Consider the following 23,667-nt stretch of genomic DNA (forward strand, 5'->3'; position numbering starts at 1 on the left):
GAACCGAGATTCTTTCCCCTAACGGGCTGAACTTTTCGTGATCAACGGGCAGTTGACCTCTCCGGAGGCCTACCCTTCAAAGGGTGAACCAGTTGAAGTCCCGTGAGCCAGGCTCCGTCACCCTGCCCGGAACGCTGTCCGAACCCCTGCGCGTCGAACTGATCGCCTTCCGCAGGGACTTGCACATGCACCCGGAGCTGGGGAACCAGGAGTTCCGTACGACCGCCGCGCTCAAGGCCCGCCTGGAGGCGGCCGGCCTCGCGCCGAAGGTCCTGCCGGGCGGCACCGGACTCATCTGTGACATCGGCACCCCGGACCCAGGGCGGCCGATGCTCGCCATCCGGGCCGATCTCGACGCGCTCCCCATCCCGGACGTCAAGACCGTCCCGTACCACTCCACCGTGGCCAACCGCGCCCACGCCTGCGGACACGACGTCCATACCACCACCGTCCTGGGCGCCGGGCTCGTCCTGGCCGACCTCCACCGGCAGGGGCTGCTCCCGGCCCCCGTGCGGCTGCTCTTCCAGCCCGCCGAGGAGGTCCTCCCGGGCGGCGCGGCCGACGCGATCGAGGCCGGGGTCCTGGACGGGGTCGGCCGGATCATCGCGGTCCACTGCGACCCCAAGGTGGACGCGGGCAAGATCGGACTCCGCACCGGTCCGATCACCTCGGCCTGCGACCGGCTGGAGATCACCCTGGACGGGCCCGGCGGCCACACCGCCCGTCCGCACCTCACCACCGACCTCGTCACGGCCGCCGCCCGGGTCGCCGTGGACGTCCCCGCCGTCCTGGCCCGCCGGGTCGACGCCCGCTCGGGGCTCTCGGTCACCTGGGGCCGCATCGAGTCCGGCCACGCCTGCAACGTCATCCCGCAGCACGCCGAGCTCTCCGGCACCGTCCGCTGCCTGGACCTGCCGACCTGGCGCGAGGCGCCCGACCTGGTGCACGCGGCCATCGACGAGGTCGCGGCCCTGCACCGGGCCAAATCGACCGTCACCTACGTGCGGGGCGTCCCGCCGGTCGTGAACGACGCGGCCGTCACCGAACTGCTCCAGTCCGCGATGACCGCCCGCCGCGGACCGTTCTCGATCGAGGGCACCGAGCAGAGCCTCGGCGGCGAGGACTTCTCCTGGTACCTGGAGCACGTCCCGGGTGCCATGGCCCGCCTCGGGGTGCGCACCCCGGGCGACACCCGGGTGCGCGATCTCCACGCCGGCGACTTCGACGTGGACGAGCGCTGCATCGAGGCCGCGGTGGAGCTCTTCACCGCCGCGGCGCTGCTGGACGCGGCACCAAAGCGCTGATTTCAGGCCAAACGAAGCCGTGATTCCGGCCGGACGGAGCATCATCCGTCCGGCCGACCGGTGTCGCCCCTTCGGTCCAACGGCCCGGCGTGGCGCCCCGGGACTCCGGCCGCGGCGCCGGGACCCGGAGATATAACCGGCGGTACCGGGCCGAACGCCCCCGGTCGCCTCCACTGGCCGGTTCGCGACGATCCGATAACGACTCATGAACGGGTCTTTAACTGACATCTACGCGCGTTACGATCGCCGCGAAACCAGCGCCGGAAGAGGCGCTTTCGGTCAGTCTTGAAGGGACCCTCCTCTTGCGCCGGATCACCAGGATCACGACCGTGGGCATCGCCTCCGCGGCGCTCGCCCTCTCCGCCACCGCGTGTGGCAAGTCTTCGACGGACTCCGGCTCCAGCCCGAGCTCCAGCGCGAAGGCCACCAAGGCCGCCATCGCCTACGACATCGGCGGCCGCGGCGACCAGTCCTTCAACGACGCCGCCTACGCGGGTCTGAAGAAGGCCGAGGACGAGCTCGGCGTCAAGGGCGCCGAGGCCGAGCCCTCCGAGGGCGAGGGCGACGCCGACAAGGTGCAGCGCCTCACCGCGCTCGCCCGCGCCGGGAACAACCCGGTCATCGGTGTCGGCTTCGCCTACGCCCCGGCCATCGAGAAGGTCGCCAAGGCCTACCCGAAGACCACCTTCGGCCTCATCGACGACACGTCGAAGACCGGCCCGAACATCGCCAACCTCGTCTTCAACGAGGAGCAGGGCTCCTACCTGGCCGGCGTCGCCGCCGCCAAGGCGTCCAAGACCGGCACGGTCGGCTTCATCGGCGGTGTCGAGGTTCCGCTGATCAAGAAGTTCGAGGCGGGCTTCGCGCAGGGCGTCAAGGACACCAACCCCAAGGCGAAGGTGCTCGTCCAGTACCTGACCCAGCCGCCGAACTTCGACGGCTTCTCGAAGCCCGACCTCGGCAAGGCCGCCGCGGAGGGCCAGCTCGACAAGGGCGCCGACGTGATCTACGCCGCCGCCGGTCTGGCCGGCTCCGGCGCGATCGAGGCCGCCTCCGCCGCCGGCAAGTGGGCGATCGGTGTCGACTCCGACCAGTACAACCAGCCGGGTCTGGCCTCCTACAAGGACGCCATCCTGACCTCGGTCACCAAGGACGTCTCGGACTCGGTCTTCAACGTGATCAAGTCCGTCCAGGACGGCAAGCCGCAGTCCGGTGAGGTCCGCTACGGCCTCGCCACGGACGGTGTCGCGCTCGCCGACTCCAACCCGAAGTACAAGGAGATGAAGGACCTCATCGCCGCGGTGGACAAGGCGAAGAAGGACATCATCGACGGCAAGATCACGGTCAAGACCGCTCCGTAAGGACGGCAGGTCACGACCTGAGCCCGCGGGCCCGGCCCCAGTGGCACTCCACTGGATCCGGGCCCCGGGCCCATTCCCGTACGGGTTTTCACTTTTCGGCAGCGCTACGCGTGTAGATGTCTCCCTGGCACGATAACTTCACCCCGCCCTGCCCTCCCCGCTCCCACTCCTTCCGGCCAAGGAGAGTGCGTCATCAACGCGTCCAGCCCCCCTGCCGTAGAACTGCACGGCATCACCAAGCGATTCCCCGGCGTCGTCGCCAACAAGGACATCGCCATCACGGTCCGCAAGGGCACCGTGCACGCCCTCATCGGCGAGAACGGTGCCGGCAAGTCGACCCTCATGAAGATCCTCTACGGCATGCAGAAGCCGGACGAGGGCACCATCGCGGTCGACGGCCAGCAGGTCACCTTCTCCAGCCCCGGTGACGCCATCGCGCGCGGCATCGGCATGGTGCACCAGCACTTCATGCTCGCCGACAACCTCACCGTCCTGGAGAACGTCGTCCTCGGCGGTGAGAAGCTCTACGGCATCGGCGCCAAGGCGCGGAAGAAGATCCAGGAGATCTCCGACGCCTACGGCCTCGGGGTCCGCCCCGACGCCCTGGTCGAGGACCTCGGCGTCGCCGACCGGCAGCGCGTGGAGATCCTCAAGGTCCTCTACCGCGGCGCCAAGATCCTCATCCTCGACGAGCCGACCGCCGTGCTCGTCCCGCAGGAGGTCGACGCGCTCTTCGACAACCTGCGCGAACTCAAGGCCGAGGGCCTGACCGTCATCTTCATCTCGCACAAGCTGGGCGAGGTCCTGAAGGTCGCCGACGACATCACCGTCATCCGCCGCGGCACCACCGTCGGCACCGCCGACCCGAAGACCGCCACCACCAAGCAGCTCGCCGAGCTGATGGTCGGCAGCGAGCTGCCCTCGCCGGAGACCCGCGAGTCGACGGTCACCACCGTCCCCATGCTCCAGGTCAGCAACCTCACGCTGACCGAGGCCGGCGCCGTCGCCGCCGCCCCGCTGACCAGCGCCGCGCCGCCGGACCCGGCGAAGACCGTCGTCGTGCTGGAGGAGACGGCCGAGGGCCGCAAGCTCCTCGACGACATCTCCCTCACGATCCACAAGGGCGAGATCCTCGGCATCGCCGGTGTCGAGGGCAACGGCCAGACCGAGCTCATCGAGACCCTCATGGGCATGGCCACCCCCGACGCGGGCGTCATCACCCTCGACGGCGTCGACATCTCCAAGGTCTCGGTGCGCAAGCGCCGCGAGGGCGGCATCGGCTACATCCCCGAGGACCGCCACCGCCACGGCCTGCTCCTCGAAGCGCCGCTCTGGGAGAACCGCATCCTCGGCCACGTCACCGAGGAGCCGAACTCCAAGCGCGGCGTCCTCGACCCGAAGGCGGCCCGCAAGGACACCGAGCGGATCGTGCGCGAGTACGACGTGCGCACCCCCGGCATCGACGTCACCGCGGCCTCCCTGTCCGGCGGCAACCAGCAGAAGCTGATCGTCGGCCGCGAGATGAGCCACGCGCCCAAGTTCCTGATCGCCGCCCACCCCACCCGCGGTGTGGACGTCGGCGCGCAGGCGCAGATCTGGGACGCGATCCGGGACGCCCGCCGTGAGGGTCTGGCGGTACTGCTGATCTCCGCCGACCTCGACGAGCTGATCGGCCTCTCCGACACCCTCCGGGTCATGTACCGCGGCAAGCTCGTCGCGGACGCCGACCCCGCCACCATCACGCCCGAGCAGCTCGGCTCCGCCATGACCGGCGCGGCCGGCGGCCAGCTCGAAGGCGCAGAGCAGCCCGAAGACGGTGACGCCCGATGATGAAGTTCGACAAGGACAAGCTGATCCTGGGCGCGGCGGGACCGGTGCTCGCCCTGGTCACCTCGTTCGTGCTCACCGTCCTGGTGCTGCTGGCGACGGGTCTCGACCCGATCGAGCCGATCACGCTGATGATCGACAACGCCGCGTTCGCCGACATCCAGGTCCTGATCGTCAACCAGACGGGGATCTACTACCTGGCGGCCCTGGCCGTGGCCATCGGCTTCCGGATGAACCTCTTCAACATCGGGGTCGACGGCCAGTACCGGCTCGCCGCGATGGTCTCGGCGCTCGTCGGCGCCTCGATCGAGCTGCCCGGCCCGCTGCACATCCTCGTGATCGTGCTCGTCGCGATGTTCACCGGCGCCTTCTGGGCCGGTATCGCCGGCATCCTGAAGACCACCCGCGGCGTCTCCGAGGTCGTCTCGACGATCATGCTGAACGCCATCGCGACCTCGCTGGTGGCCTGGCTGATCCTGCCGAAGAACTTCGGCGTCCAGCCGGAGGGCTCCAACAACCTCACCACCGGTGAGATCTCCGAGTCCGGCTGGTTCCCCGGCATCGACATGGGCGAGGGCAACGGAGTCATCTACGGCTTCACGTTCGTCGCGCTCGCCCTCGGCGTCGTCTACTGGTTCGTCCTCAACCGCACCCGGTTCGGCTTCGACCTGCGCGCCACCGGCGCCAGCGAGTCCGCCGCCCAGGCCAGCGGCGTCGACGCCAAGAAGATGATCCTCACCTCGATGCTGCTCTCGGGCGCGCTGGCCGGCCTGGCCGGCATGCCGACGCTGCTCGGCGAGTCCCACACGTACAGCCTCGACTTCCCCGTCGGTGTCGGCTTCACCGCCATCACCATCGCGCTGCTCGGCCGGAACCACCCGGTCGGCATCTTCTTCGCGGCCCTGCTCTTCGCGTTCCTCGACAAGGCCTCCTCGTCGCTGGACACCGAGGGCTACCCGAAGGAGATCACCAAGATCATGCAGGGCATCATCGTGATCGCCGTGGTCGTCTCCTACGAGCTCGTCCGCCGTTACGGCCTCCGCCGCCAGCAGCAGAAGGTCGGCGAGGAACTCGCCGCCGGCGGCGCCATCAAGACCGACAAGGAGGTCTCGGCATGAGCACCGGCACTGTCACGAAGCCGAGCGCCGCGCCCAAGGGCGGCGGACGCCGCAAGCTCACCCTGCCGTGGATCCTGCTGATCATCGCGGCCGCTCTTCTGCTCTTCTCCTTCGTCCGGGCCGTCTCCGGGGCCAACGACCTCACCTCGGTGGGCCAGGTCTCCGGTGCGCTCAAGCTCGCCGTGCCGATCGGCCTCGCCGGTCTCGGCGGTCTGTGGGCCGAGCGCGCGGGCGTCGTCAACATCGGCCTCGAAGGCATGATGGTGCTCGGCACCTGGTTCGGAGCCTGGGCCGGCTACCAGTGGGGCCCCTGGACGGGCGTCCTGGTCGGCCTCCTCGGCGGTGCGCTCGGCGGTCTGCTGCACGCGATCATCACCGTCACGTTCAACGTGAACCACATCGTCTCCGGTGTGGCCATCAACATCCTCGCGGTCGGCTTCACCCAGTACCTGTCGAACTTCACGTTCGCCGAGGCCGAGGGCGGCTCGTCCAAGCAGTCCCCGCGCATCGACCAGATCTACGAGATCACCGTTCCGGGGCTCTCGGACTGGCTGACCGACCTGCAGGCCAAGCACTGGTTCTTCATCTCCGACCTGGCCGGCATCCTCGGCGGCCTCGTCACCAACCTGTCGCTGCTCACGGTCGTCGCCATCCTCCTGATCCCGGCCACCTGGTGGCTGCTCTGGCGCACGGCCTTCGGCCTGCGGCTGCGCTCCTGCGGTGAGAACCCGGTCGCCGCCGAGTCCCTCGGCGTGAACGTCTACAAGTACAAGTACATCGCCGTCACCGTCTCCGGCGCCCTCGCGGGCCTCGGCGGCGCGTTCCTCGCGATCGTCTCCACCGGCATCTACCAGGAGGGCCAGACCGGCGGCCGCGGCTACATCGGTCTCGCCGCGATGATCTTCGGCAACTGGATGCCCGGCGGCATGGCGCTCGGTGCCGGCCTCTTCGGCTTCACCGACAGCCTCAAGCTCCGCGGCGGCGCCGAGAACGTCCACGCGCTCCTGCTGCTGGTCGCCGTGCTCCTCCTGGTCGCCGCCCTGTGGCAGCTGTACAAGAAGAAGTACGTGGCCGGCGTGATCTCCGCGGTCTTCTCCGGCGGCTTCTTCCTCTGGTACGCGCTGACCGACGAGGTCCCGAGCCAGTTCGTCGACGCGGCGCCGTACATCACCACCCTGCTCGTGCTCGCCCTGTCGGCGCAGCGCCTGCGGATGCCTAAGGCGGACGGCCTGCCGTACCGCAAGGGCCAGGGCAAGTGACGACGGCCCTCTCCGAGGCCGGCTGGGAGGCCCTGCGGGTCGCGGCGCGCGAGGCGATGCACCGTGCGTACGCCCCGTACTCGGGCTTTCCGGTCGGCGCGGCCGCCCGTGTCGAGGACGGGCGGACGGTCTCCGGCTGCAACGTGGAGAACGCCTCGTACGGCCTCAGCCTGTGCGCCGAGTGCGGTCTCGTCTCGGAGCTCCAGGCGACCGGCGGCGGGCGGCTGACGCACTTCGTGTGCGTGGACGGCCAGGGCGAGAGCCTGGTGCCGTGCGGCCGCTGCCGGCAGCTGCTGTACGAGTTCGGCGGCCCCGGACTCGTCCTGGAGACGCCCGCCGGCTTCCTGACGCTGGCCGAGATGCTGCCGCAGGCCTTCGGCCCGGACCACCTCGCGAAGTAATCCTCGGAGCGGCCCTTCCGGCACGATGGGAAGGGCCGCTCCTCCTTTCCCCCTCTATGCGCGTAGAAAGAGGCACCACCATGGACGTCATCTCCGTCATCCGCACGAAGCGGGACAAGGGCGAGCTGAGCCCGGAGCAGATCGACTGGGTCATCGACGCCTACACCCGCGGTGCGGTCGCCGACGAGCAGATGTCCGCCCTGGCCATGGCCATCCTGCTGAACGGCATGAACCGTGCGGAGATCGCCCGCTGGACGGCGGCGATGATCGCGAGCGGCGAGCGCATGGAGTTCTCCTCCCTCTCGCGCCCGACCGCCGACAAGCACTCCACCGGCGGCGTCGGCGACAAGATCACCCTGCCGCTGGCCCCGCTCGTCGCCGCCTGCGGCGCGGCCGTCCCGCAACTCTCCGGCCGCGGCCTCGGCCACACCGGCGGCACGCTCGACAAGCTGGAGTCCATCCCCGGCTGGCGCGCGCTGCTCTCCAACGAGGAGATGCTGCACGTCCTCGACACCACCGGCGCGGTCATCTGCGCGGCCGGCGACGGCCTGGCCCCCGCCGACAAGAAGCTGTACGCGCTCCGCGACGTCACCGGAACCGTCGAGGCCATCCCGCTGATCGCCTCCTCGATCATGTCCAAGAAGATCGCGGAGGGCACCGGCTCCCTGGTCCTCGACGTCAAGGTCGGCACCGGCGCCTTCATGAAGAACATCGAGGACGCCCGCGAGCTCGCGTCCACCATGGTCGGCCTCGGCACCGACAGCGGTGTGAAGACGGTCGCGCTGCTCACCGACATGTCCACCCCGCTCGGCCTCACCGCGGGCAACGCCCTGGAGGTCCGCGAGTCCGTCGAGGTCCTGGCCGGCGGCGGCCCGGCGGACGTCGTCGAGCTGACGGTCGCGCTGGCCCGGGAGATGCTCGCGGCGGCCGGCATCAAGGACGCGGACCCGGCCAAGGCGCTGGCCGACGGCTCGGCCATGGACCACTGGCGCCGGATGATCGCGGCCCAGGGCGGCGACCCGGACGCGGCCCTCCCGGTCGCCCGCGAGCAGCACGTGGTCACGGCCCCCTCGACCGGCGTGCTCACCCGCCTCGACGCCTACGACATCGGCATCGCCGCCTGGCGCCTGGGCGCCGGCCGCGCCCGCAAGGAGGACCCGGTGCAGGCGGGCGCGGGCGTCGAGCTGCACGCCAAGCCGGGTGACACGGTGACGGCGGGCCAGCCGCTGGTGACCCTGCACACCGACACCCCGGAGAAGTTCGACTACGCCCTGCAGTCCCTCGGCTCGGCCTGGGACATCGCGGCCCCGGGCACGGAGTTCACCCCGAACCCGATCGTCCTGGACCGCATCGCGTAGTGACCTGATCGCCGCTGGCATGTGCCGGTGACACCTTCGGGCGAACGGGACCGGTGGACCTCCACCGGTCCCGTTCGGCATGCTGGGATCGGTGACGCACCGATAGAGGAGACCGCCATGAGCGCACTCACCGTCGACCACTCGTCTTATGACCACGGGTGGGACGACCTCGTCCGGATCTGGGAGGAGACGGACGCACCCGAGGGCTGCAAGGTGGAGATCATCGAGGGGATCATCACCGTGTCACCGTCACCGGCCAGCCGTCACAACTCCATCGCCTCGCGAGTGCATCGTCGGCTGGTTCTCGGCATTCCGGAAGAGTGGGGTGTGGTGCAGACGCTAGCGATCGCCGTGCCTGCGCGCAGGGGCATGTTCGTTCCGGACCTCGCTGTTCTTCCCTTCGCGGTGCTCGATGGACCCGGCCAGTACGTGACAGCCGATGACGTCGAGCTCGTTGCCGAGGTCACCTCGCCCTCGAACGCGAACCACGATCGCATCAGCAAGGCCGCCGGGTACGCCGCTGCCGGCATCCCGCTCTACCTGTTGATCGACTCATTCGCGTCCGGCGGCCCGACCGTGACCCTCTACGGAGAGCCGAAGGGGGACGTCTACCGAGTCCTCCGTGCCGTGCCGTTCGGGGAGGAGATCCACCTCCCCGCCCCCTTCGACCTCGCCCTCGACACGGCGGAGTTCCCGGTCAGCTGAGCCCGGCCCCCAGCAGCCCCCTCAGCTCCCGCATGTCCGCGAAGACCACCGTCCCCGGACCGGTCAGCCGGGCCGCCGGTGTCAGGCCGCCGGTGTAGCCGAAGGCGCGCATCCCGGCCGCCCGGGCCGCCCGGACGCCGTACGGGCTGTCCTCGACCACCGCGCAGCGCTCCGGCGCGACGCCCATCGCGGCCGCCGCGTGCAGGAAGAGGTCCGGGGCCGGCTTGCCGCGGGCGACGTCGCGGGCGCTGAACATCCGGCCCTCGAAGCGGTCCAGCAGGCCCGCGCGGCCCAGGTTCCGGCGGATCGAGGCGTGGCTCCCGTTGGAGGCGAGGCAGTACGGGACGGCCAGCCCGTCCAGCACGTCGGCGACGCCCTCCACGGCTGTCAGTTCCGCGTCCAGGGCGTCCTCGTAGCGCTGCCGGAAGGGCGCCTGCCAGTCCGGCTCCAGCGGGCGGCCGCGCCGCTCCTCCACGATCGAGGTGAGCAGGTCGTGCGGGGAGCCGACGAAGAGGTCGACCATCTCCGTCTCGGTGAACTCGGCTCCCAGCGAGGCGAACACCTCCCGGTCCACGCGGCAGTAGATCCGCTCGCTGTCCACCAGGACGCCGTCGCAGTCGAAGATCACCAGTTCGGTGGGGTCATGGGTCATGGCCCGACCCTACGGTCGGGGCGATCACCGATGAGTTCCGGTCCGAGGGCCGGTCTCAAGCCGTGTGGACACCAGCCGACCGCTCGTCGTGACCCTGCCCGCCCGGCCGACCGGGGACGAGGTGGCGCTGCTCTGCGCCGAGCTCGGGGCCGCCCCGCCCGGGGAGGTGGTCTGCGAGGTCGGCGCACTCGCAGCGGCCGACCTCGCGGCCGTCGACGCCCTCGCCCGGCTGAAGCTCGCCGCCGGGCGGCGGGGGCACCGCATCCGCTTCCACGGAGCAGGGCCCGACCTGCGGGCCCTGCTCCTGCTGACCGGCCTCGACGGGACCCTGGGCGGATAGGTCCCCCCGGCCGGGACCTCAGGCCTCCAGCCGGGCCGGCAGGTCGAAGAGCGGGAACCAGCGCTCGGTGTCCAGGAAGAAGTCCATCCCGGCGACCTTGCCGTCGCGGAGCTCCAGGACGATGAGCGCCCACGGGCTGTAGCCGCCCGCCGGGTCCGGGTGGTACTGGGCGAAGGCCGGCGAGCCGTTCGCCACGGTCGGCACCAGCTTCGAGCCGGCGCACACCTCGCCGACGCCCAGCATCCAGCCGACGATGTCGTCGTGCCCCTGGAGCCAGAGGTCGTACGGCGGCATGGACATGGTCGCGTCCTCGTGGAGGAGCGCGGTCAGCGCCTTCATGTCGTAGCCCTCGAAGGCGGCGACGTAGCGCTCCAGGAGCGCCTTCTGCTCCTCGTCGAGGGGGTTCGCGGGGTCCGAGGCGGCCGGCGCCTGCTCGGCGAGCGTCGCGCGGGCCCGCTGGAGGGCGCTGTTGACCGAGGCGACGGAGGTGTCGAGGAGTTCGGCGACCTCGCTCGCCTTCCAGGCGAGGACCTCGCGCAGGATGAGCACCGCCCGCTGCTTGGGCGGCAGGTGCTGGAGCGCGGCCACGAACGCGAGCCGCACGGTCTCGCGGGAGACGGCCGCCTCCGCCGGGTCGCCGACCGAGGGCAGCACCCGCCCGTCGGGCACCGGCTCCAGCCAGGTGATCTCCGGCTGTTTGACGAGCTGCGCCTGGGCGACCGGCGTCGCGGAGGTCAGGTCCATGGGCCGTGCCCTCCGGTTGCCCGCGTTCAGCGCGTCGAGGCAGACGTTGGTGGCGATCCGGTAGAGCCAGGACCGCAGCGAGGAGCGCCCTTCGAAGGAGTCGATCGCCTTCCAGGCGCGCACCATGGTGTCCTGCACCGCGTCCTCGGCCTCGAAGGAGGAGCCCAGCATCCGGTAGCAGTAGCCGGTCAGCTCCCGGCGGTACGTGTCGAGTTGCTCGGTCGTCGCGGTCGCGGCGTCACTCATCGGGTCCACACCCCACTCACCCCTCACCGGCACCCGTTCGGTGCCGGTGAGAGGGAAGCTACCGCAGCGGACTGACAGCCGGGGTCAGGTTCCCGGCTTGCGCCCGTAGACGAAGACGTCGTCGCCGTTCTTGAGCAGGCCCCAGTAGGCCTTGGCGTCCTTCGACGTCATGTTCACGCAGCCGGCGGAGCCCGGCGGGTTCCACATGGACTTGGTCGTCGAGTGGAAGGCCTGCCCGCCGTCGAAGAACTGGGCGTACGGCATGGAGACGTTGTAGAGCGTCGACCAGTGGTTGATGTTCCGCCAGTAGACCTTCTTCGACCCGGTCCGGGTCTCGCTGCCGTCCCGGCCCGTACGGACCGGCACGGGACCGTACTTGAGGCGCGAGCCGTCCTGGATCCAGCTCAGCTGGCGGGTGAGGTCGACGCAGGCGATCCGGCCCTTGTTGGTCGGACACTTGCGGTCCTTGTTGGGGTTGGACCCCGCCGCCTTCTGCTGGTTCATCGTGTTCATCGTGCGCCAGGTGATCGTCCCGGCGTACCCCGCGGTCGGGGTGATGCCGTGCTTCTTCTGGAAGGCCTGGATGGCCTTGCAGTCGGCGAGCGACTGGCGCCCGTCGGCCGTGCGGCCGAGGAACTTCTCCACCTGCTTCTGGTACGGGCCCGTCGTCACGTTGCAGGACGCGGCCTGGGCCGGCGCCGCGCCGACGGCGATCGTCATCGGCAGCACCAGCGCGGTGAGGCCCGTGGCGATGCCGGCCCTTCTGCCTATCCGACCCGCGATTCTCTTCATGATCATCATCTCCCCCTGGAGTCCCTGTCCTTCATGACGCCCGGGGGAGCGTCTCAGTTGCACCGGAACCGCCGCAATCAGCAGGAGGCCGCGAGCCTGACCCGACGCGCCTCCACGCGCGCGCTGTGGCTGCCGTACAGGGTCACCGAGACGACGCCGAGGACCGCGACGAGGCCGATCAGGACCGTCCCGGCCCAGCCGCCGACGTGGAACGCGATCGCGCCGAGCGTGCCGCCCGCGCTGCTGCCGAGGTAGTACGCGGACTGGTAGAGCGCCGAGGCCTGCGCGCGGCCCGTCACGGCCGTGCGGCTCACCGAGGAGGACGCGACCGCGTGCCCCGCGAAGAACCCGGCGGTGATCAGGACGAGGCCCGCGAGGACGGCGGGCAGCGCGTCGGCGAGCGAGAGCAGCAGGCCCGCGGCGGTGGTGGACACCGCCAGGTAGAGCGCCCCGCGGCGGCCGAGGCGGCCGACGAGCCGGCCCGCGGCGGCCGAGGAGACCGTGCCGACCAGGTAGATGAGGAAGATCGAGCCGATCACGCCCTGCGGCAGCGAGAACGGAGCCTCGACCAGGCGGTAGCCGATCACGGTGTACACCGCGCCGAAGACCGTCATGAACAGGGCGCCGATCGCGTACAGGCGCATCAGCAGCGGGTCCGCCAGATGCCCCCGCACGGTCCGGGCGAGCGCCTTCGGGGAGAGCGTGCCGGGCGTGAAGTGCCGTGCCTTCGGCAGCAGCGCGCGGAAGGCCAGCGCGCACAGCAGGGAGGTCAGGCCGACGGCGGCCAGACCCGCCCGCCAGCCCCACATCTGGGCCGCCCAGCCGGTCACCAGCCGGCCGCTCATGCCGCCGATCGAGTTGCCCGCGACGAACAGGCCGATCGCGGCGACCAGCGCCTTGGGGCGGACCTCCTCGGCGAGGAAGGCCATCGCCGAGGCCGGGAGCCCGGCGAGCGCGGCGCCCTGGACCGCACGCAGGACGATCAGGGACTCCAGGTTCGGGGCGAGCGGCAGGAGGAGGGAGATGCCGACCGCGACGGACAGCGAGGCGATCATCATCGTGCGCCGGCCGAAGCGCTCGGAGAGGGCGCTGAGCGGGATCACGCACAGGGCGAGGGCGCCGGTCGCGGCCGAGACCGTCCAGGAGGCGGCGGAGGCGGTGGCGCCGAACTCGGCCGAGATGGCCGGGAGGAGGGCCTGCGTGGAGTAGAGGAGCGCGAAGGCGGCGAGGCCCGCGGCGAAGAGCGCGAGGCTCATCCGGCGGTGGCCGGGGGTGCCGGGCGCGAGGCGGGTGTCGGCGGGGGCGGGGCGGGAGCCGGCGGACGCGTGGGTGGCGGCCGCCTCGGTACTGGCGGAAGGCATGCCTCGAACGTAGGTCGCCCCGCTTCATGCGTCCAATGCACGGAACTGCTGTAATCGTTCCCATGGCGCATGAGTACAGGTCACAGCCTCGGCTGTCACCGAACAGTAACGAAGAAGACATGGGAATGCTCCTCGCGCCGCGGCTCGCGTACTTCGCCGCCGTGGCCCGGCACGAGCATGTGACCAGGGCCGCGGCCGAGATGGGCGTCCCGCAGTCCACGCTCTCCCGTGCGATGGTCAGGCTCGAACAGGACCTCGGCGTCACCCTCTTCGCCCGCCGCGGCCGCACGGTCTCCCTCACGCCCGCCGGGCGCCGCTTCCTCGGCGCCGCGGAGCGGGCCCTCGCCGAGGTGGAGCGGGCCGCCGACACCGTACGGGCGGACGCCGACCCCACCGCGGGCCGGGTCGCCTTCGGCTTCCTCCACACGATGGGCTCCGAGACCGTCCCCGGTCTCATCCGCGCCTTCCGCGTCGACCACCCGGGGATCCGCTTCACCCTCGTGCAGAACTACGGCGAGGCCATGATCGAACGCCTTCGCGTCGGCGACCTCGACCTCTGCCTGACCTCCCCGGTGCCGGACGCGCCCGACCTCGTCGCGCGGCGCCTCGACGAGCAGCGGCTCCGGCTCGTCGTCCCCGACGACCACCGGCTCGCGGGCCGCAAGCGGGTCCGCCTCGCCGAGGCCGCCGACGAGACCTTCGTGACCCTGGAGCCGGGGTACGGGCTCCGCCGCATCACCGACGACCTGTGCGCCGAAGCCGGCTTCAAGCCCCGGGTCGCCTTCGAGGGCGAGGAGGCCGAGACGCTCCGCGGCCTGGTCGCCGCGGGCCTCGGCGTCGCCCTGCTGCCGCCGCCGGCCGTACCGCGCCCGGGCGTCGTCGAACTCACCGTCACCGCACCGCGGGCGGTCCGCGAGATCGGCGTCGCCTGGCTGGACGGGCACCCCGACACCGCCCCGGTGGCCGCCTTCAAGAAGTTCCTCCTCGGCCGGCGCGGCCACCTCCTGCCCAAGGAGCCCGCAGCGCCCCTGCTGCCCGCGGATCCCGGCGCGGCGGAGTCCTCACCTGCGGAGTGAGCCGCCGAAGCCCGCCGCGAGCGGCATCCGCAGACCGAGCGGCGGGGGAGCGGCCATCGCGTCGGTCACCGGCCGGGCGACCGGCCGTGCGAAGAGCGCGCCGAGGACGAAGTCGGCCGCGAGCGCCCGTACCTCCTCCGCGTACTGCCGCAGCGCGTGGCCGTCCGAGTGCACCTCGAACCGGCAGGTGTCGCGGTTCGCCTTCTTGGCCCGCTCGGCGTACCGGAACGACAGCTCCGGGTCCGTGCGGGCGTCGTTCGTGCCGTGGACGAGCAGCACCCGTCGCCCCGCCAACTGCCGTACGTCCTCCGGCTCCGCCGCCACGTCGTCCTCCGGGAGCCAGGGGGCGAGCGCGAGGACCGCGCCGACCGCGCCGTGCCCGGCGGCCCGCAGTGCCGCCCGGCCGCCGAGGCCGTGGCCGACGAGGCAGACCGGGACGTCGCCGTAGCGCCGTACGGCCTCCGCGACGGCCCAGGAGGCGTCGGCGGCGAGGTTCGCGTCGGCGCCGTTCCAGCCGCGCCCCCGGTAGCGCACCACATGGGCGACGAGTCCCTCGGTCCGGCCCGCCCGGACCAGCGAGCGCCCGAGCGGCAGCAGCGCCGCGTGCGCCCGCGCGGAGGCCCGCCGCCCCGACACCGGATCGCCGTCGGGGAGGAGCAGCACCACCCCGCCCACCGCCTCGGACGTGCGGGAACCTCCAACGGGCCGACCGAGCCGGGGTCTCCGGCCGTCGGGCGGCCCCACGAGTGCGAAGTGCGCCATGACAGAACAGTCTCAGAAGGAGAGGTGTACGCCAGTGGTACGCGCGGTCTCTGTTGCGTATCGCCCGGCGCGCCACCGCAGTTCGTCCGGATTCAGCAGGTCACCGTGATCCGCCGCGCGGGGTTCCGCGCGCGGTCATCCCCTCGCGAAGACGTGGACGGTGTCGGCGACGGTGAAGCCCCTCCGGCCGTACCAGCGGTGGGGCCACTTGGACTCGTCGGCGCTCAGGAAGCGGAGGTCGCAGCCCGCTTCGGCCGCCAGGTGCAGTGCCGTGTCGAGGACGCGGCCGGCGTGGCCCTGGCCGAGGTGGGTCTCGGCGGTGACGAGGTCCTCGATCCGGGCGGTGCCGGCCGCCGGGTCGAGGTACAGGTCGACCCACGAGGCCACCTCGCCGTCCTCGGTGTGCACGGCCAGGAACCGTACGTCGTCCGCGGCGCCCAGCCGGGCCAGCCGGCGCTCCACGAGGTGGTGTACCTCCTCGTCGGACACTCCGGGGGCGAACCGGCGCCAGGCCGTCGAGGCCGGCCCGCGGAGTTCCTCGATGCCCACCTGCCGGGCCCCGCCGTGTGCCGGGACGGGGCCGTCGTGCCGCATGAGGAGGGTGCGCGAGGCGGTGTAGCCGGAGTCCTCCAGCGGGCCCCGGCTCGCGGCCGCGACCTCGTCGTCGACGACGTACATGAGCCGGTACGGCAGGTGGCCGAGCAGGTCGTCGGCCAGCGCCGGCAGGGCCGGGGGACCGGCCGGGCCGTCGACCACCAGGTGGTTGTTGCCGCGGGAGTGCGTGTACCGGTCGTCGAGCGCGGCGAATCCGCCGGGGAACTCGACGACCCGGTCCGCCTGGCGGCGGTGGAAACCGGAGAAGGAGGCCTGGATGCGCGCCAGTTCGGGGTCCTGCGGTCGAGCGGTCATCCCGACAGCCTAGGAGCCGGCGGCCGGCCGGGCCTCGCGATATCCGCCGGGAGGGAGGAGGCCGGTCGTGGATTCCGTGCCACGAGGCGCCTTCTACGCGCGTAGGGGCTAGCATGCGGAAATGACGAGCCAGACCCCCAGCGTCCCCACCGCGGACCAGATCCGCCGTGCCCCGAAGGTGCTGCTCCACGACCACCTCGACGGTGGACTGCGCCCCGGCACGATCATCGAACTCGCCCGGGAGCAGGGCTATCGGCAGCTCCCCGAGACGGAGCCCGACAAGCTCGGCATCTGGTTCCGCGAAGCCGCCGACTCCGGTTCCCTGGAGCGGTACCTGGAGACCTTCGCGCACACCTGCGCCGTCATGCAGACCCGTGACGCCCTCTTCCGCGTCGCCGCCGAGTGCGCCGTCGACCTCGCCGAGGACGGCGTCGTCTACGCCGAGGTGCGCTACGCCCCCGAGCAGCACCTGGAGGCCGGCCTCACCCTGGAGGAGGTCGTCGAGGCCGTCAACGAGGGCTTCCGCGAGGGCGAGCGGCAGGCCAGGGCGAACGGGCACCGCATCCGGGTCGGCGCCCTGCTCACCGCGATGCGGCACGCGGCCCGCGCCCTGGAGATCGCCGAGCTGGCCAACCGCTACCGCGACTCCGGCGTCGTCGGCTTCGACATCGCGGGCGCCGAGGCCGGCTTCCCGCCCACCCGGCACCTGGACGCCTTCGAGTACCTCAAGCGGGAGAACAACCACTTCACGATCCACGCGGGCGAGGCCTTCGGGCTGCCCTCCATCTGGCAGGCGCTCCAGTGGTGCGGCGCCGACCGGCTCGGGCACGGCGTCCGGATCATCGACGACATCGAGGTGGCCGACGACGGCTCGGTGACCCTCGGCCGGCTCGCCGCCTACGTCCGGGACAAGCGGATCCCGCTGGAGATGTGCCCCTCCTCCAACCTCCAGACGGGCGCGGCGGCGTCGTTCGCCGAGCACCCCATCGGGCTGCTCCGCACGCTGCACTTCCGGGCCACGGTCAACACCGACAACCGCCTCATGAGCGGGACGAGCATGAGCCGGGAATTCGAGCTGCTGACCGAGGCATTCGATTACACGCTCGACGACATGCAGTGGTTCACGGTCAATGCGATGAAATCAGCGTTCATTCCTTTCGATGAACGACTGGCCATGATCAATGAGGTCATCAAGCCCGGATATGCCGAGCTGAAGTCCGAATGGCTGTTCCAGCAGACCGCCACGACCAGCGACTCTTCGCGTACGGCGGGCTGAGCGGCGGTACGTCGACGGGAACCGAGCGGCCGGGAGGGCACGACACCCGGCCGCTTTCCGGTGTTTGCGGCGGGATCGTTCACTGGTTAGGTTGCAGAGCCGCTCTGCATTCCCAGGATTTCCCCGTCCGGCTTTCCCGGAAGCCCCCGGATTCCCCAAGGAAGATTTTCAGATGAAGCAGTCTGCCGCCAAGAAGCTCGGTGTCGCCGCTCTCGGTGCCGCTTTCGCCGCTGCCGCCGCCGGCACGGCCTCCGCCGCGCCGTCCCTGCCGCTCAACACCGACGCTGTGGGCACGGTGACCAAGGCCGTTCCGCTGGGTGACGACCTCACCCAGCTCCCCGACGGCGCGGCCGAGTCCCTCGTCGCCGGCCAGGGCGCCCTCGGCCAGGGCGTCGACCAGGGCGTCAAGACCCTCCCGGCGGCCGCCGGCCAGGCCACCCAGAGCCTGCCGCTCGACGCCGCCGCCGGCGGTCTCGGCGCCACCCCGCTGGGCGGCCTCCTCGGCGGCCTGCCGCTGGGCGCGGGCGGCCTGCCGATCGGCTGATCCCAGGAGCCCTACGAGGCTCCGTACGCCGAAGGGGCGCGCACCCGGTCTCCCGGGCACGCGCCCCTTCGGCGTGGGCCGGTCACCAGGCCGCGGTGGCCTTCCGCTCGTCGGGCAGGAAGATCCACAGGCCGAGGTAGACCAGGAACTGCGGTCCGGGCAGCAGGCACGAGACCAGGAAGATCAGACGCATCGTGTTCGCGGAGATGCCGAAGCGCCGGGCCAGGCCCGCGCACACTCCGCCGATCACGCGTCCGTCACGGGGGCGGGTCAGTGCGGCCATGGTGGGCTCCTTCGGAGTCGGTGTCCGGGAGGCCTCTCTGCCGGGCTCCCGATGACTCCATGGTGCCGCCGGAGGGCCGTCGGGGGCGTCGGTCTACCGGGCGATCGGGACCCTGGGAATCGTCGGGGTCGCACCCTGAGACCCGTCGTTCCGCAGCAGGGCGGAACCCCGGCCCCGGCTGGTCCTCACGGAGGAGTCCGCCCGCCCGTCGTCCGACCTGCGGCGCAGCCAGGTGCGCCCGGCCGGGACGAGGAGGAGGTGGGCGAGCGCCACCCCGGCGGTGTTGAGGAGGACCGAGTCCACGTCCACGACCTGACCGGGCACGGCGGTCTGGAGGAGCTCGACGGCGAGGGACACGAGCGCGCCGGCGGCGGTGGTGCGGGTGAGGGAGGCCCACCCGGAGACCCGGAGCCGTCCGTCGGCCATCGGGAGCAGGACGCCGAGCGGGGCGAGGAGCAGCAGCCCCTCGGCGATCAGCCGGGCGGCCTCGGTGGTACCGAGGGCGAGGTCGGCCCGGAGGCCGTGGAGGGGGACGACGTTCGGCGCGGTCACCCAGGCGACGTCGCGTGGGCGCAGGCTGATCCAGGCGACGACCAGGAGATGCGCGAGGACGAGGACGAGCCCTGCCACGCGGACGACCTTGGCGGCACTGCCGCCCGAACCTTGACGCTGCACGCCCCCCAAGACGCCCCTCATGACGCCATCGGTTCCCCGCGTCCCGCGGCGCCTCCACGCCACGGGCCGCGTCGGGCCCGCGCCCGGACCCCGGAGCGGCCGGCGGCGGGCCGCCCTCCCGGGTGTCAGTTCGGTGCGGCCGGGGCCGTCGGCGGGGTGGATTCCGGGCGCTCCCGGAGTTCCGTCGTGCACCGGTACCGCTTAGGCGCGTACGCGCCCGGCCCGCCCAGCAGCACCGTCTGCTCCCCCGCGCCCGCCGAGCTGCCCGCGAACGTGCAGACCAGCTGCGACAGCGCCGTCGGTGCCAGGTCCTCCGGCTGGCGGCTCAGCCGCAGCGTGCCCGCAGGGTCGCCGCGGTGGCCGCCGCGCACCACCAGGGGACCGCGGACCGCGGTGGTGAAGCCGGCCCGCTGCTCGCTCTCCGAGGGCTCGGCGAGCAGCTGCGACAGCAGCCCCGACGCCGTGCGCACCGGGTTGCCGCCCGCCTTCTCCTCCGGCAGGGAGCGCCGGTCCACCGCCTCCAGCTGCGAGCCGCAGACCAGGAAGATCCGGACGGGCACGCCCCGCACGGCGGAGCCCGTCGCCCCCTCCTGGGTCACGCTGCAGGGGACCCGGGACGGGGCGGCGCCCGCGTCGACCGGGACCGAGGTGGTCCTGATGCCGCAGCCGGTCGCCAGCGCGGTGAGCGCGACGAGTCCGGCGGTCAGGACCGTACGCCCGATGGTGCGGCGTCTCACGCTTCCTCCACCTCGCCCTGGCTGCTGCGGGTCTGCACCTCGCGGGTGATCCCCGACGCGTCGAGCGGCAGCCGCAGCACGAACACCGCTCCGTCCACCGCCCCGTCCTCGCCGACCGAGTTGGCCGCGGTGATCGAACCGCCGTGGATCAGCGCGTTCTCCATGGCGATCGACAGGCCCAGGCCGCTGCCCTCGGACCGCGGCCGGGACGCGCTCGCCTTGTAGAAGCGGTCGAAGACGTGCGGCAGCACCTCTTCGGGGATGCCGGGGCCGTGGTCGCGTACGGCGATGACCAGTTCGGCGTCCTCGGTGCGCACCGAGACCCGGACCGGCGAGCCGCCGTGCTTCAGGGCGTTCCCGATCAGGTTCGCGAGGATCACGTCGAGCCGGCGCGGGTCGAGCGGGGCCACGATGCCGCGCTCGGCGTCGAGGTCGACGGCGTCGAGCCACGCGCGCGCGTCGATGCAGGCGGTGATCTGGTCGGCGATGTCCACCTCGTCGAGGACGAGGCGCGCGGTGCCCGCGTCGAAGCGGGTGACCTCCATGAGGTTCTCGACCAGGTCGTTGAGGCGCCGGGTCTCGCTGACCACGAGGGCGACCGCCGGGGCGATCATCGGGTCGAGGGAGTCCTGCTCGTCCTCCAGGACCTCCGTGACGGCGGTGAGCGCGGTCAGCGGGGTCCGCAGCTCGTGCGACATGTCGGCGACGAACCGCCGGGAGGACTCCTCGCGGGCGCTCATGTCCGCGACCTTCTTCTGCAGGGACTCGGCCGCGCTGTTGAACGTCCTGGTGAGGTCGGACAGTTCGTCGGCTCCGGTGACCCGGAGGCGGGTGTCGAGCTTGCCCTCGCCGAGCTGCCTGGCCGCCTCGCCGAGCCGGTGGACCGGCCGCAGCACGGTCGTCGCCGCGACCTGGGCGAGCAGGACGGAGCCGGCCACGGCGAGCGCGGTCGCGATGCCGAGGGACCAGGCGAGCGAGTTCAGGTCGGCCTTCTCCGCCGCCAGCGACTTGAACATGTAGCCGGCGGGCCCGCCGCCGTCGATCCGCGTCCCGCCGACCAGGTACGGCGTGCCGTTCCGCTCCGTGCGCTGCCAGAACAGGTGGTACCGGTACGGGTTGGCCTCCGTCACCGGGCGCTCGGTGTCCACGGCCTCGCGCAGCGCGCGCGGCACGTCGGCCAGGGTGAAGTCGTCCGGGTTCGAGGCGCCGACGATCGGCTTGCCCGCGTCCCGCTCACCGAGCAGCAGCACCTGGTAGTTGGCGCTGCCGGTGGCCATCTGCTCGGCCGTCCGCCGCAGGTCGTCCTGGGTGGGCCGGAGCGGCAGCGTCGCGGCCCGGTTCTGCATCTCCTGCCGGAAGTCGTTGAGCGCGCCGTCCTGGGTGCGGGTCAGCACCGCCTCGCGGTTCAGCCAGTAGGCGATGCCGGAGGCGGCGACGGCCGCGGTGAGCGCGACCAGGGCGAAGACGACGACAAGACGCAGCCGCAGGCTGGAGAGGCGCAGCCGCGTGACGATCCCCTTGCTCACGCAGGAACGTCCAGCCGGTAGCCGACCCCGCGCACGGTGCGGATGAGCGTCGGCGAGGACGGCACGTCCTCGACCTTGGCGCGCAGCCGCTGCACGCAGGCGTCGACGAGCCGCGAGTCGCCGAGGTAGTCGTGCTCCCACACCAGGCGGAGCAACTGCTGCCGGGAGAGCGCCTGTCCGGGCCGGCGGCTCAGCTCCAGGAGCAGCCGCAGCTCGGTCGGGGTGAGCTGGAGGTCCTCGCCGTTCTTGGTCACCGTCATCGCGGAGCGGTCGATCACCAGGGAGCCGTAGGTCGCCGAGTCCGTGGACTCCCGCTCCCCGCGTCGCAGGACGGCCCGGATCCGGGCGTCGAGGACGCGGCCCTGCACCGGCTTCACGACGTAGTCGTCGGCGCCGGACTCCAGGCCCACGACCACGTCGATGTCGTCGCTGCGCGCGGTCAGCAGGATGATCGGCAACTGGTCGGTGCGGCGGATGCGCCGGCACACCTCGAAGCCGTCGATGCCGGGCAGCATGACGTCGAGCACGACCAGGTCCGGCCGCTGCTCGCGCAGCAGCTGGAGGCCGTCCTCACCGGTCGCGGCGGTGGCCACCCGGTGGCCCTGCCGGGACAGGGAGAGTTCGAGGGCCGTGCGGATGGCGTCGTCGTCCTCGATCAGCAACAGAAAAGGCACGGGCGCCATTCTGTCGCATCGGGCCGTCCGAGTTCGACCGCTGGGAGGCGCGCTTCTGGCGGGGGCCCTGTGACACGTCTGTGACAGTCGGCGGACAACGCCATGAAGTCCGATGGGCAAGCTTCTTGGCACACGGACCGAAACACACTCCAACCGACGGGGGGCGCGAGATGAACGCACTGCACAGCACCACCTCAAGCGCAGTTGTCACGCGTCTCCACGACGTCGTGCGGAGCACGGAGAAGTCCGGCGCTGTCACGAACGGGCGGGGGTGCGTTCGCAGCGTCGGGCGTCAGCGCAAGGCGCCGTACATGGTCGCCATCGCTGACGGGGGAGCGGCGTACGGGGAGGTCACGGGGGAGCGCAGCTGTTCGGAGGCCGAGTTCACGGCCTACGTCCAGGAGCGTCGTGCCTCCCTGTACGCCACCGCCTACCACCTCACCGGTGACCGGTTCGAGGCCGAGGACCTGCTCCAGAGCGCGCTGTTCTCCACGTACCGCGCCTGGGAGCGGATCAGCGACAAGGCCGCCGTCGGCGGGTACCTCCGCCGCACCATGACCAATCTGCACATCAGCGCCTGGCGCCGGCGCAAGCTGAACGAGTACCCGACCGAGGAGCTCCCGGAGACGGTGGGCGAGTCGGACGCGATGCGCGGCACGGAGCTGCGCGCGGTGCTGTGGCAGGCCCTGGCCCGGCTGCCCGAGCTCCAGCGGACGATGCTGGTGCTGCGGTACTACGAGGGCCGGACCGATCCGGAGATCGCGGAGATCCTGGACATCAGTGTCGGCACGGTGAAGTCGAGCATCTGGCGGTCGCTGCGGCGGCTGCGCGAGGACGAGGTGCTCAGCTTCGGCCGTGACGAGGAGGAGTCCTTCGGCGAGCTGGTGGCCTGAAGGCTGGGGGAAAACCCGCGGGGGCTACGGGGGAATCGGAGCCGTCGGGGGAGCACGGGGGAACCGTACGGGGGTACGGGGATGACGACGCGGGTCGTACGGGCTGGGGGGCTCGTACGGCCCGCGTCGTGCTGTTCCCGGCGGGTCAGCTCGCGGCGGGGGTGCGGTGGCGGCCCGCCGCCGCTGCCGCGAGGCGGCCGAGGGCCTCCGGCTTGGCGCAGGGGTGGGCGCCCAGTTCCGTCTGGCGGGCGACGATGGACCGCTCCGCGCGCATCAGGCGCCAGCCGCGCCGCAGCAGGAACGGGACCGACTTGCGGCCCTCGCGCAGGTCGCGGGCGAGCCGGCGGCGGAAGGTCGTCGACGGGCGGCCGCGCAGGCAGAGCGCGTCGGCGAGGACGTCGAGCTCGCGGCAGCGGGCCACGATCTCGGCCGCGAAGATCCCCTCGGCCACGAACAGCGGCGTGCGGCCGATGTCCAGGCGCTCGCGGTCGACCCGGGAGCTGGTGGCGAGGTCGTACACGGGGACGTCGGTCCGGCCGGTGCGGCACAGTTCGACGATGGCGGCGACGGCGGTCTCCGCGTCCCAGGACGCGGGGGAGTCCCAGTCGATGTCCGCGCTCCCCTCGACGAGGGGGAGGGTCGGGTCGTCTGCCTCCTTGTAGAAGTCGTCGAGGCGCAGCACCGGGAGGCCGGCGGCGGCGGCGAGGGACGACTTGCCGGAGCCTGAGGGGCCCGCGAGCAGGACGACGCGGGTCGGGATCGCATGGGAACTCACGGGACACCAGTGTGAAGCATTCCCCCGTGCAGGGGACCCCCGAGGAAGCCCGTTGGTATCGAGCGTCAC

At 71.8% G+C, this 23,667-nt stretch carries 25 protein-coding genes; 13 read left to right on the forward strand and 12 right to left on the reverse strand.

Going from position 1 to position 23,667, the window contains the following annotated elements:
- The first annotated feature begins 83 nt into the window (after nt 1-83).
- The 8 genes from ACF09E_RS27335 to ACF09E_RS27370 all read left to right on the forward strand — a co-directional run bounded on the left by ACF09E_RS27335 (nt 84) and on the right by ACF09E_RS27370 (nt 9,333).
- Complete coding sequence (locus ACF09E_RS27335) at nt 84-1,304, forward strand: amidohydrolase (protein WP_388792902.1); 1,221 nt, start codon at nt 84-86, stop codon at nt 1,302-1,304.
- 302 nt (nt 1,305-1,606) lie between these two features.
- Nucleotides 1,607-2,665, forward strand: coding sequence for a BMP family protein (locus ACF09E_RS27340; RefSeq protein ID WP_209496472.1), 1,059 nt, complete (start codon nt 1,607-1,609; stop codon nt 2,663-2,665).
- Nucleotides 2,666-2,857: 192 nt separating this feature from the next.
- Entirely contained in the window at nt 2,858-4,495 is a 1,638-nt protein-coding gene (locus ACF09E_RS27345) for an ABC transporter ATP-binding protein (RefSeq protein WP_392208118.1), read from the forward strand.
- Nucleotides 4,492-5,610: an ABC transporter permease gene (locus ACF09E_RS27350; protein WP_073910205.1), complete on the forward strand. Its 1,119-nt coding sequence runs from the start codon at nt 4,492-4,494 to the stop codon at nt 5,608-5,610. The genes ACF09E_RS27345 and ACF09E_RS27350 overlap by 4 nt, the downstream gene beginning before the upstream one ends.
- On the forward strand, nt 5,607-6,869 hold the full coding sequence (locus ACF09E_RS27355; protein WP_388792906.1) for an ABC transporter permease: 1,263 nt from the start codon (nt 5,607-5,609) through the stop codon (nt 6,867-6,869). The genes ACF09E_RS27350 and ACF09E_RS27355 overlap by 4 nt, the downstream gene beginning before the upstream one ends.
- Nucleotides 6,866-7,270, forward strand: coding sequence for a cytidine deaminase (locus tag ACF09E_RS27360; protein ID WP_392207844.1), 405 nt, complete (start codon nt 6,866-6,868; stop codon nt 7,268-7,270). Before ACF09E_RS27355 ends, ACF09E_RS27360 begins: the two co-directional genes overlap by 4 nt.
- Before the next feature lie 80 nt (nt 7,271-7,350).
- Complete coding sequence (locus ACF09E_RS27365; RefSeq protein ID WP_392207846.1) at nt 7,351-8,628, forward strand: thymidine phosphorylase; 1,278 nt, start codon at nt 7,351-7,353, stop codon at nt 8,626-8,628.
- Nucleotides 8,629-8,745: 117 nt separating this feature from the next.
- On the forward strand, nt 8,746-9,333 hold the full coding sequence (locus ACF09E_RS27370) for a Uma2 family endonuclease (protein ID WP_392207848.1): 588 nt from the start codon (nt 8,746-8,748) through the stop codon (nt 9,331-9,333).
- Here ACF09E_RS27370 and ACF09E_RS27375 read toward each other — a convergent pair.
- Nucleotides 9,326-9,985 (reverse strand): HAD family hydrolase, encoded by a 660-nt coding sequence (locus ACF09E_RS27375; protein WP_392207850.1) that lies wholly within the window; start codon nt 9,983-9,985, stop codon nt 9,326-9,328. The two genes, ACF09E_RS27370 and ACF09E_RS27375, sit on opposite strands and share 8 nt — an antisense overlap.
- Nucleotides 9,986-10,049: 64 nt before the next feature.
- On the opposite strand from ACF09E_RS27375, the gene ACF09E_RS27380 reads away from it, so the two are divergent.
- Nucleotides 10,050-10,325 carry an STAS domain-containing protein gene (locus ACF09E_RS27380; RefSeq protein WP_392207852.1) on the forward strand — a complete coding sequence of 92 codons (276 nt, stop codon included), beginning with the start codon at nt 10,050-10,052 and terminating at the stop codon, nt 10,323-10,325.
- Nucleotides 10,326-10,343: 18 nt separating this feature from the next.
- On the opposite strand, the gene ACF09E_RS27385 is transcribed toward ACF09E_RS27380, so the two are convergent.
- From ACF09E_RS27385 to ACF09E_RS27395, 3 genes are all read right to left on the reverse strand, one after another.
- Nucleotides 10,344-11,315: a sigma-70 family RNA polymerase sigma factor gene (locus ACF09E_RS27385; RefSeq protein ID WP_388792914.1), complete on the reverse strand. Its 972-nt coding sequence runs from the start codon at nt 11,313-11,315 to the stop codon at nt 10,344-10,346.
- Between the two features lie 84 nt (nt 11,316-11,399).
- On the reverse strand, nt 11,400-12,107 hold the full coding sequence (locus ACF09E_RS27390) for a L,D-transpeptidase family protein (protein ID WP_392207854.1): 708 nt from the start codon (nt 12,105-12,107) through the stop codon (nt 11,400-11,402).
- A gap of 77 nt (nt 12,108-12,184) precedes the next feature.
- Nucleotides 12,185-13,468: an MFS transporter gene (locus ACF09E_RS27395; protein ID WP_392207856.1), complete on the reverse strand. Its 1,284-nt coding sequence runs from the start codon at nt 13,466-13,468 to the stop codon at nt 12,185-12,187.
- A gap of 62 nt (nt 13,469-13,530) precedes the next feature.
- On the opposite strand from ACF09E_RS27395, the gene ACF09E_RS27400 reads away from it, so the two are divergent.
- On the forward strand, nt 13,531-14,544 hold the full coding sequence (locus tag ACF09E_RS27400; RefSeq protein ID WP_392207858.1) for a LysR family transcriptional regulator: 1,014 nt from the start codon (nt 13,531-13,533) through the stop codon (nt 14,542-14,544).
- Here the strand turns inward: ACF09E_RS27400 and ACF09E_RS27405 are convergent.
- Both ACF09E_RS27405 and ACF09E_RS27410 read right to left on the reverse strand, forming a co-directional pair.
- Entirely contained in the window at nt 14,530-15,306 is a 777-nt protein-coding gene (locus tag ACF09E_RS27405) for an alpha/beta hydrolase (RefSeq protein WP_361849419.1), read from the reverse strand. The genes ACF09E_RS27400 and ACF09E_RS27405 overlap by 15 nt on opposite strands.
- A 135-nt stretch (nt 15,307-15,441) precedes the next feature.
- Nucleotides 15,442-16,215, reverse strand: coding sequence for a GNAT family N-acetyltransferase (locus tag ACF09E_RS27410; protein ID WP_392207860.1), 774 nt, complete (start codon nt 16,213-16,215; stop codon nt 15,442-15,444).
- A 121-nt stretch (nt 16,216-16,336) separates the two neighbouring features.
- Between ACF09E_RS27410 and ACF09E_RS27415 the strand changes: the two genes are divergently transcribed.
- Nucleotides 16,337-17,491, forward strand: a complete 1,155-nt coding sequence (locus ACF09E_RS27415) for an adenosine deaminase (protein ID WP_392207862.1) — start codon at nt 16,337-16,339, stop codon at nt 17,489-17,491.
- 172 nt (nt 17,492-17,663) lie between these two features.
- On the forward strand, nt 17,664-18,035 hold the full coding sequence (locus tag ACF09E_RS27420; protein ID WP_392207864.1) for a hypothetical protein: 372 nt from the start codon (nt 17,664-17,666) through the stop codon (nt 18,033-18,035).
- Nucleotides 18,036-18,117: 82 nt separating this feature from the next.
- Here the strand turns inward: ACF09E_RS27420 and ACF09E_RS27425 are convergent, their stop codons facing one another.
- The 5 genes from ACF09E_RS27425 to afsQ1 all read right to left on the reverse strand — a co-directional run bounded on the left by ACF09E_RS27425 (nt 18,118) and on the right by afsQ1 (nt 21,930).
- Nucleotides 18,118-18,318, reverse strand: coding sequence for a PspC domain-containing protein (locus tag ACF09E_RS27425; RefSeq protein WP_392207866.1), 201 nt, complete (start codon nt 18,316-18,318; stop codon nt 18,118-18,120).
- Between the two features lie 93 nt (nt 18,319-18,411).
- Nucleotides 18,412-19,014: a VanZ family protein gene (locus ACF09E_RS27430; protein ID WP_392207868.1), complete on the reverse strand. Its 603-nt coding sequence runs from the start codon at nt 19,012-19,014 to the stop codon at nt 18,412-18,414.
- 104 nt (nt 19,015-19,118) lie between these two features.
- Entirely contained in the window at nt 19,119-19,730 is a 612-nt protein-coding gene (locus tag ACF09E_RS27435; protein ID WP_361849409.1) for a hypothetical protein, read from the reverse strand.
- The gene (locus ACF09E_RS27440) at nt 19,727-21,256 is read right to left on the reverse strand and encodes an ATP-binding protein (protein WP_392207870.1); all 1,530 of its coding nucleotides are present in this window, start codon (nt 21,254-21,256) and stop codon (nt 19,727-19,729) included. Before ACF09E_RS27440 ends, ACF09E_RS27435 begins: the two co-directional genes overlap by 4 nt.
- Nucleotides 21,253-21,930 carry a two-component system response regulator AfsQ1 gene (afsQ1, locus tag ACF09E_RS27445; protein WP_017239746.1) on the reverse strand — a complete coding sequence of 226 codons (678 nt, stop codon included), beginning with the start codon at nt 21,928-21,930 and terminating at the stop codon, nt 21,253-21,255. The genes ACF09E_RS27440 and afsQ1 overlap by 4 nt, the downstream gene beginning before the upstream one ends.
- A gap of 170 nt (nt 21,931-22,100) precedes the next feature.
- On the opposite strand from afsQ1, the gene ACF09E_RS27450 reads away from it, so the two are divergent.
- A complete protein-coding gene (locus tag ACF09E_RS27450) occupies nt 22,101-22,823 on the forward strand; it encodes a SigE family RNA polymerase sigma factor (RefSeq protein WP_148005899.1) in 723 nt (240 codons plus the stop codon).
- Nucleotides 22,824-22,968: 145 nt separating this feature from the next.
- Here ACF09E_RS27450 and ACF09E_RS27455 read toward each other — a convergent pair whose 3' ends face one another.
- Nucleotides 22,969-23,598 (reverse strand): uridine kinase, encoded by a 630-nt coding sequence (locus tag ACF09E_RS27455; RefSeq protein WP_392207872.1) that lies wholly within the window; start codon nt 23,596-23,598, stop codon nt 22,969-22,971.
- Nucleotides 23,599-23,667 lie beyond the last annotated feature (69 nt).

This window comes from Streptomyces sp. NPDC014891 (assembly GCF_043081085.1).
Classification (GTDB): domain Bacteria; phylum Actinomycetota; class Actinomycetes; order Streptomycetales; family Streptomycetaceae; genus Streptomyces.

Coding starts and splice junctions, on each gene's coding strand:
- ACF09E_RS27420 (WP_392207864.1), top strand. CDS start 17,664: ATGAAGCAGTCTGCCGCCAAGAAGCTCGGTGTCGCCGCTCTCGGTGCC.
- ACF09E_RS27415 (WP_392207862.1), top strand. CDS start 16,337: ATGACGAGCCAGACCCCCAGCGTCCCCACCGCGGACCAGATCCGCCGT.
- ACF09E_RS27450 (WP_148005899.1), top strand. CDS start 22,101: ATGAACGCACTGCACAGCACCACCTCAAGCGCAGTTGTCACGCGTCTC.
- ACF09E_RS27365 (WP_392207846.1), top strand. CDS start 7,351: ATGGACGTCATCTCCGTCATCCGCACGAAGCGGGACAAGGGCGAGCTG.
- ACF09E_RS27385 (WP_388792914.1), bottom strand. CDS start 11,315: ATGAGTGACGCCGCGACCGCGACGACCGAGCAACTCGACACGTACCGC.
- ACF09E_RS27355 (WP_388792906.1), top strand. CDS start 5,607: ATGAGCACCGGCACTGTCACGAAGCCGAGCGCCGCGCCCAAGGGCGGC.
- ACF09E_RS27375 (WP_392207850.1), bottom strand. CDS start 9,985: ATGACCCATGACCCCACCGAACTGGTGATCTTCGACTGCGACGGCGTC.
- ACF09E_RS27405 (WP_361849419.1), bottom strand. CDS start 15,306: ATGGCGCACTTCGCACTCGTGGGGCCGCCCGACGGCCGGAGACCCCGG.
- ACF09E_RS27410 (WP_392207860.1), bottom strand. CDS start 16,215: ATGACCGCTCGACCGCAGGACCCCGAACTGGCGCGCATCCAGGCCTCC.
- ACF09E_RS27395 (WP_392207856.1), bottom strand. CDS start 13,468: ATGCCTTCCGCCAGTACCGAGGCGGCCGCCACCCACGCGTCCGCCGGC.
- ACF09E_RS27350 (WP_073910205.1), top strand. CDS start 4,492: ATGATGAAGTTCGACAAGGACAAGCTGATCCTGGGCGCGGCGGGACCG.
- ACF09E_RS27430 (WP_392207868.1), bottom strand. CDS start 19,014: ATGAGGGGCGTCTTGGGGGGCGTGCAGCGTCAAGGTTCGGGCGGCAGT.
- ACF09E_RS27390 (WP_392207854.1), bottom strand. CDS start 12,107: ATGAAGAGAATCGCGGGTCGGATAGGCAGAAGGGCCGGCATCGCCACG.
- ACF09E_RS27370 (WP_392207848.1), top strand. CDS start 8,746: ATGAGCGCACTCACCGTCGACCACTCGTCTTATGACCACGGGTGGGAC.
- ACF09E_RS27400 (WP_392207858.1), top strand. CDS start 13,531: ATGGCGCATGAGTACAGGTCACAGCCTCGGCTGTCACCGAACAGTAAC.
- ACF09E_RS27425 (WP_392207866.1), bottom strand. CDS start 18,318: ATGGCCGCACTGACCCGCCCCCGTGACGGACGCGTGATCGGCGGAGTG.